A 9,735-nucleotide genomic window follows, 5' to 3' on the forward strand; every position below is an offset into this window, starting at 1 on the left:
GATACGAGGAACTCAGTTATGGCTATCCGCAAGTACAAGCCGACCACCCCGGGCCGTCGTGGCTCGTCGGTCGCCGACTTCGTCGAGATCACCCGGACCACGCCGGAGAAGTCCCTGACGGTGCCGCTGCCCAAGAAGGGCGGCCGCAACAACCAGGGCCGGATCACCACCCGTCACCAGGGTGGTGGCCACAAGCGTGCCTACCGGATCATCGACTTCCGTCGCTACGACAAGGACGGCGTCCCCGCCAAGGTCGCGCACATCGAGTACGACCCCAACCGCACCGCGCGCATCGCGCTGCTGCACTACGCCGACGGCGAGAAGCGCTACATCATCGCGCCTCGCGACCTGACGCAGGGCACCGCGGTCGAGGCCGGCCCGAACGCCGACATCAAGCCCGGCAACAACCTGCCCCTGCGCAACATCCCCGTCGGCACCACGGTGCACTGCGTGGAGCTGCGCCCGGGCGGCGGCGCCAAGATCGCCCGCTCGGCCGGCATGTCCGCCCAGCTCATCGCTCGTGAGGGCTCCCGCGCCACGCTGCGCATGCCCTCCGGCGAGATGCGCTTCGTCGACGTGCGCTGCCGCGCCACCGTCGGTGAGGTCGGCAACGCCGAGCAGTCCAACATCAACTGGGGCAAGGCCGGCCGCATGCGCTGGAAGGGCAAGCGCCCGACCGTCCGCGGTGTCGTGATGAACCCGGTCGACCACCCGCACGGTGGTGGCGAGGGCAAGACCTCCGGCGGCCGTCACCCGGTCTCCCCGTGGGGCAAGCCCGAGGGCCGGACGCGCAAGCGCAAGGCCTCTGACTCGCAGATCATCCGCCGTCGCAAGTCCGGAAAGGGCCGTAAGTAATGCCTCGCAGCCTGAGCAAGGGTCCCTTCGTCGACGACCACCTCATGAAGAAGGTGGACGCGGAGAACGAGAAGGGCAGCCACAACGTCATCAAGACGTGGTCGCGTCGCTCGATGATCGTGCCGGCCATGATCGGCCACACGATCGCGGTGCACGACGGCCGCAAGCACGTGCCGGTGTTCGTGTCCGACTCCATGGTCGGCCACAAGCTGGGGGAGTTCGCTCCCACCCGCACCTACAAGGGCCACGTGAAGGAAGACCGGAAGGGCCGCCGCCGCTGACGCGGGGGCGACCAGAGGAACTGGAGAGAACGAGCACATGAGCGTTACTGAGCGCCGGCGCACCAGCGCCCGCCGCGAGTCGCTGCTCGGCGACCAGCCGGGCGCCTTCGCGACCGCCCGCTTCGTGCGGATCACGCCGATGAAGGCGCGTCGTGTCGTGGACATGGTCCGCGGCTCGAGCGTCGAGGAGGCCCGCGCCCTGCTGGCCTTCGCCCCGCAGGCCGCCAGCGAGACGGTCCTGAAGGTCCTGGAGTCCGCCGTGGCCAACGCGGAGAGCACCGAGGGCCTGGACACCGACGACCTGGTCATCTCGACCGCCATGGTCGACGAGGGCCCGACGATGAAGCGGTGGCGCCCGCGCGCCCAGGGCCGCGCCACGCGGATCAACAAGCGCACGAGCCACATCACGCTGGTCGTCACGCCGGCCAACAACGGAGAGGGTGCCTGATGGGTCAGAAGATCAACCCGAACGGCTTCCGTCTGGGTATCAGCACGGACCACAAGTCCCGCTGGTACGCCGACAAGCTCTACAAGTCGTACGTCGGTGAGGACGTCGCGATCCGCAAGCTGCTCAGCAAGGGCATGGAGCGGGCCGGCATCTCCAAGGTCGAGATCGAGCGGACCCGGGACCGCGTGCGGGTGGACATCCACACCGCTCGTCCGGGCATCGTCATCGGCCGCCGCGGCGCCGAGGCCGACCGCATCCGCGGCGAGCTCGAGAAGCTGACCGGCAAGCAGGTCCAGCTGAACATCCTCGAGGTCAAGAACCCGGAGGTCGACGCCCAGCTCGTCGCCCAGGGTGTCGCCGAGCAGCTGTCGGGCCGCGTGCAGTTCCGCCGCGCCATGCGCAAGGCGATGCAGACCACGATGCGCTCCGGTGCCAAGGGCATCCGGATCCAGTGCTCCGGCCGCCTCAACGGCGCCGAGATGTCGCGCACCGAGTTCTACCGCGAGGGTCGCGTCCCGCTGCACACGCTGCGTGCCGACATCGACTACGGCTTCTACGAGGCCCGCACCACCTTCGGCCGCATCGGCGTGAAGGTGTGGATCTACAAGGGCGAGGTGTCCGGCTCCCGTGCCGAGCGCCAGGCCCAGGCCGCCGCCCGCGCCGGCGTCCCCGGTCGCGGTGGCAACAACCGCGGTCGCGGTGGCGACCGTCCGTCGCGCGGTTCCCGCGGCGACCGTCCGACCCGCGCCGACCGCGGCCAGCAGACCGAGGCTCCGGCCGAGGCCGCTGCCGCTCCGGCGCCCGAGACCGCTCCGGAGGCCTGACATGTTGATGCCCCGTCGCGTCAAGCACCGCAAGCAGCACCACCCGAAGCGTTCGGGTGCGGCCAAGGGCGGCACCAGCCTCGCCTTCGGTGACTTCGGCATCCAGGCCCTCGAGGGCCACTACGTGACCAACCGTCAGATCGAGTCCGCTCGTATCGCCATGACGCGTCACATCAAGCGTGGCGGCAAGGTGTGGATCAACATCTACCCCGACCTCCCGCTGACCAAGAAGCCGGCCGAGACCCGCATGGGTTCCGGCAAGGGTTCCCCCGAGTGGTGGGTGGCCAACGTCAAGCCGGGCCGCGTGATGTTCGAGCTGGCCGGCGTGCCGGAGGACATCGCTCGCGAGGCCATGCGTCGCGCGATCCACAAGCTGCCCATGAAGTGCCGTTTCGTCACCCGAGAGGGCGGTGAGTTCTGATGTCGAACGCCCAGGCGCACGAGCTCGACGAGCTCAACGACGTCGACCTGGAGGCCAAGCTCCGCGAGGCCAAGGAGGAGCTGTTCAACCTCCGTTTCCAGGCCGCCACCGGCCAGCTGGAGAGCCACGGCCGGCTGCGGTCGGTCAAGAAGGACATCGCCCGGATCTACACGGTGGTGCGCGAGCGCGAGCTCGGCATCCGTACCGCTCCGGGCGCGAGCAACGAGGACGGTGCCGCATGAGCGAGCAGACGATCGAGCGCAACAGCCGCAAGACCCGTGAGGGCATCGTGGTCAGCGACAAGATGGACAAGACCGTGGTCGTGTCCGTCGAGGACCGCGTGAAGCACGCCCTGTACGGCAAGGTCATGCGTCGCACGAGCAAGCTCAAGGCCCACGACGAGGCCAACGAGTGCGGCATCGGCGACCGCGTCCTCCTCATGGAGACCCGCCCGCTGTCCGCCACCAAGCGGTGGCGCGTGGTCGAGGTCCTCGAGAAGGCCAAGTGACTCCTCGCCCCCAGGGCGAGATCCAACCCATGAAGTTCGGCCAGGCTCACGAGCCGCAAGCCCGTGAGAACCAGCTCGACAACCAGGAGAAACAGCAATGATCCAGCAGGAGTCGCGACTGAAGGTCGCCGACAACACGGGTGCGAAGGAGATCCTCTGCATCCGCGTTCTCGGTGGCTCGGGTCGCCGCTACGCCGGCATCGGTGACACCATCGTCGCCACCGTCAAGGACGCGATCCCCGGCGGCAACGTGAAGAAGGGTGACGTCGTCAAGGCGGTCGTCGTGCGCACCGTCAAGGAGCGCCGCCGGCCCGACGGCTCGTACATCCGCTTCGACGAGAACGCCGCCGTGATCCTCAAGAACGACGGCGAGCCGCGCGGCACCCGCATCTTCGGCCCCGTGGGTCGCGAGCTGCGGGACAAGAAGTTCATGAAGATCATCTCGCTCGCCCCGGAGGTGCTGTGAGCATGGCCAAGAACCTGAACGTCAAGAAGGGCGACACCGTCAAGGTGATCGCCGGCAAGGACAAGGGCGTCGAGGGCAAGGTCATCCGCACGATCCCCGGTGAGGACCGGGTCATCGTCGAGGGTGTCAACCTCGTCAAGAAGCACACCAAGTCCGTCAACAACGGCGGTCGCGAGGGCAGCACCGGCGGCATCGTGACCGCCGAGGCCCCGATCCACGTGTCCAACGTGGCGCTGGTCGAGGGCAAGGACACCACGCGCGTGGGCTTCAAGCGCGTCGAGGTGACCAAGCGTCGCCCCGACGGCTCGACCTACTCGTCCGAGCGCAGCGTCCGCATCTCCCGCAAGACCGGCAAGGAGATCTGAGATGACCGAGACCACCGAGAACCCGGTGATCTCCGCGAACGTGCCGCCGCGTCTGAAGACCCGGTACCGCGAGGAGATCCTTCCGGCCCTCAAGTCCGAGTTCGACATCGCCAACGTCATGCAGGTGCCCGGCCTGACCAAGATCGTGGTCAACATGGGTGTCGGCGAGGCTGCGCGCGACGCGAAGCTGATCGACGGCGCCGTCCGCGACCTGACCGCGATCACCGGTCAGAAGCCGACCGTGACCAAGGCTCGCAAGTCCATCGCGCAGTTCAAGCTGCGCGAGGGCATGCCGATCGGCTGCCACGTCACGCTCCGCGGTGACCGCATGTGGGAGTTCCTGGACCGTCTGCTGTCCATCGCCCTGCCCCGTATCCGCGACTTCCGCGGCCTGAACGGCAAGCAGTTCGACGGCAACGGCAACTACACCTTCGGTCTCACCGAGCAGGTCATGTTCCACGAGATCAACCAGGACAAGATCGACCGCACCCGCGGCATGGACATCACCGTGGTCACGACCGCCACGAACGACGACCAGGGTCGGGCGCTGCTCAAGCAGCTCGGCTTCCCGTTCAAGGAGAACTGACATGGCGAAGACCGCTCTGAAGGTGAAGGCCGCCAAGAAGCCGAAGTTCAGCTCGCGCGGTTACACCCGCTGCCAGCGTTGCGGCCGGCCGAAGGCCGTCTACCGCAAGTTCGGCCTCTGCCGGATCTGCCTCCGGGAGATGGCGCACCGCGGCGAGCTGCCCGGTGTGACCAAGTCCTCCTGGTGACCCGAGACTTCTTCGTATCCACACACAAGTCGCCCAAGGTCGCGTCCGCCCGTGAGGGCGGGGCGCGAAACCGGGGTGGAGAAAGGGCCTCACGGCCATGACGATGACTGACCCGATCGCAGACATGCTCACGCGTCTGCGCAACGCCAACCAGGCGTACCACGACTCGGTGACCATGCCCTACAGCAAGCTGAAGCAGGGCCTGGCCGACATCCTCCAGCAGGAGGGTTACATCACCTCGTACGTGGTCGCCGACCCGGCTGAGGGTGAGGTCGGCAAGACCCTCACCATCACGCTGAAGTACGGCCGCAACCGCGAGCGCTCGATCGCCGGCGTCCGCCGGATCAGCAAGCCCGGTCTGCGCGTGTACGCCAAGCACACCGGCCTCCCCAAGGTCCTCGGCGGCCTGGGCGTGGCGATCATCTCCACGAGCCAGGGTCTGCTGACCGACCGCCAGGCGAACCAGAAGGGCGTGGGCGGCGAAGTCCTCGCCTACGTCTGGTGACGACGAGACCGAGATAGGAGAACTACAAGCATGTCGCGTATTGGCAAGCTCCCCATCACGGTCCCGTCCGGCGTCGACGTGACCATCGACGGCGCGCTGGTGACCGTCAAGGGCCCCAAGGGCACGCTGTCCCACAAGGTCGCCGCGCCGATCACGGTCGAGCGCAACGAGGCGGACCTCGAGGTCAAGCGCCCCGACGACGAGCGTGAGTCCAAGGCCCTCCACGGCCTGACCCGCACGCTGGTCAACAACATGGTCGTGGGCGTGACCCAGGGCTACGAGAAGAAGCTCGAGATCCGTGGCGTCGGCTACCGCGTGCTGCCCAAGGGCCCCACGCAGCTGGAGTTCCAGCTCGGCTACAGCCACTCGATCGTGTTCGACGCCCCCGAGGGGATCACCTTCACCACGGACGGCCCGACCAAGCTCGGCGTCCAGGGCATCGACAAGCAGCTCGTCGGCGAGGTCGCCGCGAACATCCGCAAGCTCCGCAAGCCCGAGCCCTACAAGGGCAAGGGTGTGCGTTACGAGGGCGAGCACGTCCGCAGCAAGGTCGGAAAGGCTGGTAAGTGACGATGGCTATCTCCCTGTCCAACCACAAGCACACCGCGGCGAAGACCCGCTCCCGCCTGCGCCGTCAGGTCCGGGGTCGCAAGAAGCTGCACGGCACGGCCGAGCGTCCGCGCATGGTCGTCACCCGTTCCTCCAAGCACCTCTCGGTGCAGGTCGTCGACGACCTGGTCGGCAAGACGCTGGCCAGCGCCTCCTCCATGGAGGCCGACGTCCGCACCCTCGAGGGCGACAAGACCGCCAAGGCCAAGAAGGTCGGCGAGCTCGTCGCCGAGCGGGCCAAGGCTGCTGGTGTGGAGGGCGTGGTCTTCGACCGCGCCGGCAACAAGTACCACGGCCGCATCGCGGCCCTGGCCGACGCCGCCCGTGAGGGCGGCCTGACCTTCTGATCGCGAACGAGAGAGTAGAGGAAGTAGTCTCATGAGCGGAGCCCAGCGCGGACAGCGCGGTGGCGAGCGCCGTGGACGCGACAACGGTCGCGGCAACCAGGGCGCGGACAAGACCGCCTACATCGAGCGTGTCGTCGCGATCAACCGTGTCGCCAAGGTCGTGAAGGGTGGTCGTCGCTTCAGCTTCACCGCCCTCGTGATCGTCGGTGACGGCGAGGGTCTCGTCGGCGTCGGTTACGGCAAGGCCAAGGAGGTGCCGGCCGCCATCGCCAAGGGTGTGGAGGAGGCCAAGAAGGCGTTCTTCCAGGTCCCCCGCATCCAGGGCACGATCCCTCACCCCGTCCAGGGTGAGAAGGCTGCCGGCGTGGTCATGCTGCGTCCGGCCGCCCCCGGTACCGGTGTGATCGCCGGTGGTCCGGTGCGTGCCGTCCTGGAGTGCGCCGGCATCCACGACATCCTGAGCAAGTCGCTCGGGTCGTCGAACCAGATCAACATCGTTCACGCGACCGTCGAGGCGCTGAAGATGCTGGAGCAGCCCGAGGCCGTCGCGGCCCGGCGTGGCCTGCCCGTCGAGGCTGTCACCCCCGCCGCGCTGCTGAAGGCGCGCAACGAGGTGCCCGAGGGCTCCTCGCAGGAGGTGGCCTCCTGATGGCGCAGCTCAAGATCCAGCAGCTGAAGTCGACCATCGGCTGCAAGCAGAACCAGCGCGAGACCGTGCGCTCGCTCGGTCTCAAGCGGATCGGCGACGTCGTCGTCAAGGAGGACCGCCCCGAGATCCGCGGGATGGTCCAGACGGTGCGTCACCTCGTGACCGTCGAGGAGGTTGACTGACATGACGCTCAAGCTGCACAACCTGAAGCCCGCCCCGGGCGCCAAGACCGCCAAGACCCGCGTGGGTCGTGGTGAGGCCTCGAAGGGCAAGACGGCCGGCCGCGGTACCAAGGGTACGAAGGCCCGCTACCAGGTTCCGGCTGCGTTCGAGGGTGGCCAGATGCCCATCCACATGCGCATGCCGAAGCTCAAGGGCTTCAAGAACCCGTTCAAGGTCGAGTTCCAGGTCGTCAACCTCGACAAGCTCTCCGCGCTCTACCCCGAGGGTGGCGCGGTGACCGTCGAGGACCTGGTCGCGAAGGGTGCGGTTCGCAAGAACCAGCCCGTCAAGGTGCTCGGCACCGGTGACATCTCCGTCAAGGTCGACGTGAGCGCCAACGCGTTCTCGTCCTCCGCCTCGGAGAAGATCCAGGCCGCCGGCGGGACCACGACGCTCGTCTGAACCCCTGCGACGAAGGGCGCGGGGCACCACTTCGGTGCGTGCCCCGCGCCCTTCGTGCGTCCCCGGGGACCGTTCGTCGAACGGGCTCCCGGGTCGGACGTGGATGCAACATCTCACCTGTTAGGCTTCCCCGGGCTCGCTGGGCGTGACCTGGGAGTCGTTGTCTGAATGCAGAAAGAGGATCTCGTGCTAGGCGCGTTCGCCAACGCTTTCAGGACGCCGGACCTGCGGCGCAAGCTGCTCTTCGTCCTGGGCATCATCGTGATCTTCCGAGCGGGGTCGCAGATCCCCGCGCCGGGCGTGGACGTCGCCAACGTCCAGCAGTGCATCGACGCTGCGCAGTCCGGCGCCAACGCCAGCCTCTACAGCCTGGTGAACCTGTTCTCCGGTGGTGCGCTGCTCCAGCTCACCATCTTCGCGCTCGGGATCATGCCGTACATCACGGCCAGCATCATCCTGCAGCTGCTCGTCGTGGTGATCCCGCGGCTCGAGGCGCTGAAGCAGGAAGGCCAGGCCGGCCAGACCAAGATCACCCAGTACACGCGGTACCTGACGCTGGGCCTGGCCCTGCTCCAGGCGACCGGCATCGTGGCGCTGGCGCGGTCGGGGGACCTGCTCCAGTGCGAGCTGCCCCTCCTGCACGACGACGGCGTCACCGCCTTCCTCGTCATGGTCATCACCATGACGGCCGGCACCGCGGTCATCATGTGGCTGGGCGAGCTCATCACCGAGCGCGGCGTGGGCAACGGCATGTCGATCCTGATCTTCACCCAGGTCGTCGCCACCTTCCCGGGCGCCATGTGGCAGGTCCAGATCAGCCAGGGCTGGTGGACCTTCGGCATCGTGCTCGTGATCGGCCTCGTGCTGGTCGCCGCCGTGATCCTCATCGAGCAGGCGCAGCGCCGCATCCCGGTGCAGTACGCCCGCCGGATGGTGGGTCGCAAGATGTTCGGCGGCTCCTCGACCTACATCCCGCTCAAGGTGAACCAGGCCGGCATCATCCCGGTCATCTTCGCCTCGTCGCTGCTGTACCTGCCGGCCATGGCCGTGCAGTTCAACCAGACGAGCGACGCGGGCTGGGTCCAGTTCATCAGCACCTACTTCGTGCGGGGCGACCACCCGCTCTACATGATCGCCTACTTCGGGCTGATCGTGTTCTTCACCTACTTCTACGTCTCGATCACCTTCAACCCGGTGGAGGTCGCGGACAACATGAAGAAGTACGGCGGCTTCATCCCCGGGATCCGGGCGGGCAAGCCGACCGAGGACTACCTGTCCTACGTCCTGTCCCGCATCACGCTGCCCGGAGCCGTCTACCTCGGCCTCATCGCGCTCGTGCCGCTCATCGCGCTGGTCCTGATCAACGCGAACCAGAACTTCCCGTTCGGCGGCACGTCGATCCTCATCATGGTGGGCGTCGCGCTCGACACGGTGAAGCAGATCGAGAGTCAGCTCCAGCAGCGCAACTACGAAGGATTCCTTCGCTGATGAGAATGATCTTCATGGGTCCCCCCGGTGCCGGCAAGGGCACCCAGGCCGCCCTCGTCGCGGGCCGCTACGGCATCCCCGCCATCTCCACCGGCGACATCTTCCGCGCCAACGTCGGCCAGGGCACGCCCCTCGGCCTGGAGGCGAAGAAGTACATGGACGCCGGCGAGTACGTGCCCGACTCGGTGACCAACTCGATGGTGCGCAACCGCATCGCCGAGGCCGACGCCGAGCCCGGCTTCCTCCTCGACGGCTACCCGCGCACCACCGCGCAGGTCGAGGAGCTCGACGGGATGGTCGCGGCCACCGGGCACAGCATCGACGTCGCGGTCGTGCTCACGGTCGACTCCGAGGAGCTCGTCCAGCGTCTGCTCAAGCGCGCGGAGACCTCCGGGCGCAGCGACGACACCGAGGACGTCATCCGTCACCGCCAGCAGGTGTACGTGGAGCAGACGGCCCCGCTGATCGACGTCTACCGCGAGCGCGGCCTCCTCGTCGAGGTCGACGGGATGGGCGAGGTCGACGAGGTCACCGAGCGCATCCTCTCCGCCCTCGACGCGCGCGCCTGAGTC

19 protein-coding genes are annotated in these 9,735 nt (G+C 67.6%); all 19 read left to right on the top strand.

All coding sequences use genetic code 11. The features are described from left to right. The first annotated feature begins 18 nt into the window (after window positions 1-18). A complete protein-coding gene (rplB, locus tag M8316_RS02215; RefSeq protein WP_250051625.1) occupies window positions 19-855 on the top strand; it encodes a 50S ribosomal protein L2 in 837 nt (278 codons plus the stop codon). Then, window positions 855-1,136, top strand: a complete 282-nt coding sequence (gene rpsS / locus M8316_RS02220) for a 30S ribosomal protein S19 (protein WP_250051626.1) — start codon at window positions 855-857, stop codon at window positions 1,134-1,136. Before rplB ends, rpsS begins: the two co-directional genes overlap by 1 nt. Window positions 1,137-1,173: 37 nt before the next feature. After that, on the top strand, window positions 1,174-1,584 hold the full coding sequence (gene rplV, locus M8316_RS02225; protein WP_250051627.1) for a 50S ribosomal protein L22: 411 nt from the start codon (window positions 1,174-1,176) through the stop codon (window positions 1,582-1,584). Further along, window positions 1,584-2,408 (top strand): 30S ribosomal protein S3, encoded by an 825-nt coding sequence (gene rpsC, locus M8316_RS02230; RefSeq protein WP_250051628.1) that lies wholly within the window; start codon window positions 1,584-1,586, stop codon window positions 2,406-2,408. Before rplV ends, rpsC begins: the two co-directional genes overlap by 1 nt. Before the next feature lies 1 nt (window position 2,409). Continuing rightward, window positions 2,410-2,829 (top strand): 50S ribosomal protein L16, encoded by a 420-nt coding sequence (gene rplP / locus M8316_RS02235; RefSeq protein ID WP_250051629.1) that lies wholly within the window; start codon window positions 2,410-2,412, stop codon window positions 2,827-2,829. Next, window positions 2,829-3,071 carry a 50S ribosomal protein L29 gene (gene rpmC / locus M8316_RS02240; protein WP_250051630.1) on the top strand — a complete coding sequence of 81 codons (243 nt, stop codon included), beginning with the start codon at window positions 2,829-2,831 and terminating at the stop codon, window positions 3,069-3,071. Before rplP ends, rpmC begins: the two co-directional genes overlap by 1 nt. Further along, the gene (rpsQ, locus tag M8316_RS02245) at window positions 3,068-3,337 is read left to right on the top strand and encodes a 30S ribosomal protein S17 (protein ID WP_250051632.1); all 270 of its coding nucleotides are present in this window, start codon (window positions 3,068-3,070) and stop codon (window positions 3,335-3,337) included. Before rpmC ends, rpsQ begins: the two co-directional genes overlap by 4 nt. A gap of 97 nt (window positions 3,338-3,434) precedes the next feature. Next, entirely contained in the window at window positions 3,435-3,803 is a 369-nt protein-coding gene (gene rplN / locus M8316_RS02250; RefSeq protein ID WP_136569994.1) for a 50S ribosomal protein L14, read from the top strand. 2 nt (window positions 3,804-3,805) lie between these two features. Next, window positions 3,806-4,168, top strand: coding sequence for a 50S ribosomal protein L24 (gene rplX / locus M8316_RS02255; protein WP_250051634.1), 363 nt, complete (start codon window positions 3,806-3,808; stop codon window positions 4,166-4,168). Window position 4,169: 1 nt separating this feature from the next. Beyond that, a complete protein-coding gene (gene rplE, locus M8316_RS02260) occupies window positions 4,170-4,754 on the top strand; it encodes a 50S ribosomal protein L5 (protein WP_250051636.1) in 585 nt (194 codons plus the stop codon). Between the two features lies 1 nt (window position 4,755). Beyond that, a complete protein-coding gene (locus M8316_RS02265) occupies window positions 4,756-4,941 on the top strand; it encodes a type Z 30S ribosomal protein S14 (protein WP_250051638.1) in 186 nt (61 codons plus the stop codon). A 97-nt stretch (window positions 4,942-5,038) separates the two neighbouring features. Then, entirely contained in the window at window positions 5,039-5,446 is a 408-nt protein-coding gene (gene rpsH / locus M8316_RS02270; RefSeq protein ID WP_250051640.1) for a 30S ribosomal protein S8, read from the top strand. A gap of 30 nt (window positions 5,447-5,476) precedes the next feature. Continuing rightward, complete coding sequence (gene rplF, locus M8316_RS02275; RefSeq protein ID WP_250051642.1) at window positions 5,477-6,016, top strand: 50S ribosomal protein L6; 540 nt, start codon at window positions 5,477-5,479, stop codon at window positions 6,014-6,016. Window positions 6,017-6,018: 2 nt separating this feature from the next. Then, a complete protein-coding gene (rplR, locus tag M8316_RS02280) occupies window positions 6,019-6,402 on the top strand; it encodes a 50S ribosomal protein L18 (protein ID WP_136570116.1) in 384 nt (127 codons plus the stop codon). A gap of 31 nt (window positions 6,403-6,433) precedes the next feature. After that, window positions 6,434-7,051 carry a 30S ribosomal protein S5 gene (rpsE, locus tag M8316_RS02285; protein ID WP_250051644.1) on the top strand — a complete coding sequence of 206 codons (618 nt, stop codon included), beginning with the start codon at window positions 6,434-6,436 and terminating at the stop codon, window positions 7,049-7,051. After that, window positions 7,051-7,233 (top strand): 50S ribosomal protein L30, encoded by a 183-nt coding sequence (gene rpmD / locus M8316_RS02290; RefSeq protein ID WP_250051646.1) that lies wholly within the window; start codon window positions 7,051-7,053, stop codon window positions 7,231-7,233. The genes rpsE and rpmD overlap by 1 nt, the downstream gene beginning before the upstream one ends. 1 nt (window position 7,234) lies before the next feature. Continuing rightward, window positions 7,235-7,675: a 50S ribosomal protein L15 gene (gene rplO / locus M8316_RS02295; RefSeq protein WP_250051648.1), complete on the top strand. Its 441-nt coding sequence runs from the start codon at window positions 7,235-7,237 to the stop codon at window positions 7,673-7,675. Window positions 7,676-7,861: 186 nt separating this feature from the next. Further along, window positions 7,862-9,163: a preprotein translocase subunit SecY gene (gene secY, locus M8316_RS02300; protein WP_250051650.1), complete on the top strand. Its 1,302-nt coding sequence runs from the start codon at window positions 7,862-7,864 to the stop codon at window positions 9,161-9,163. Then, window positions 9,163-9,732, top strand: coding sequence for an adenylate kinase (locus M8316_RS02305; protein ID WP_250051651.1), 570 nt, complete (start codon window positions 9,163-9,165; stop codon window positions 9,730-9,732). Before secY ends, M8316_RS02305 begins: the two co-directional genes overlap by 1 nt. Window positions 9,733-9,735: the final 3 nt, after the last annotated feature.

Origin of the sequence: Nocardioides bruguierae (assembly GCF_023554635.1) — a bacterium.
Taxonomy (GTDB): domain Bacteria; phylum Actinomycetota; class Actinomycetes; order Propionibacteriales; family Nocardioidaceae; genus Nocardioides; species Nocardioides bruguierae.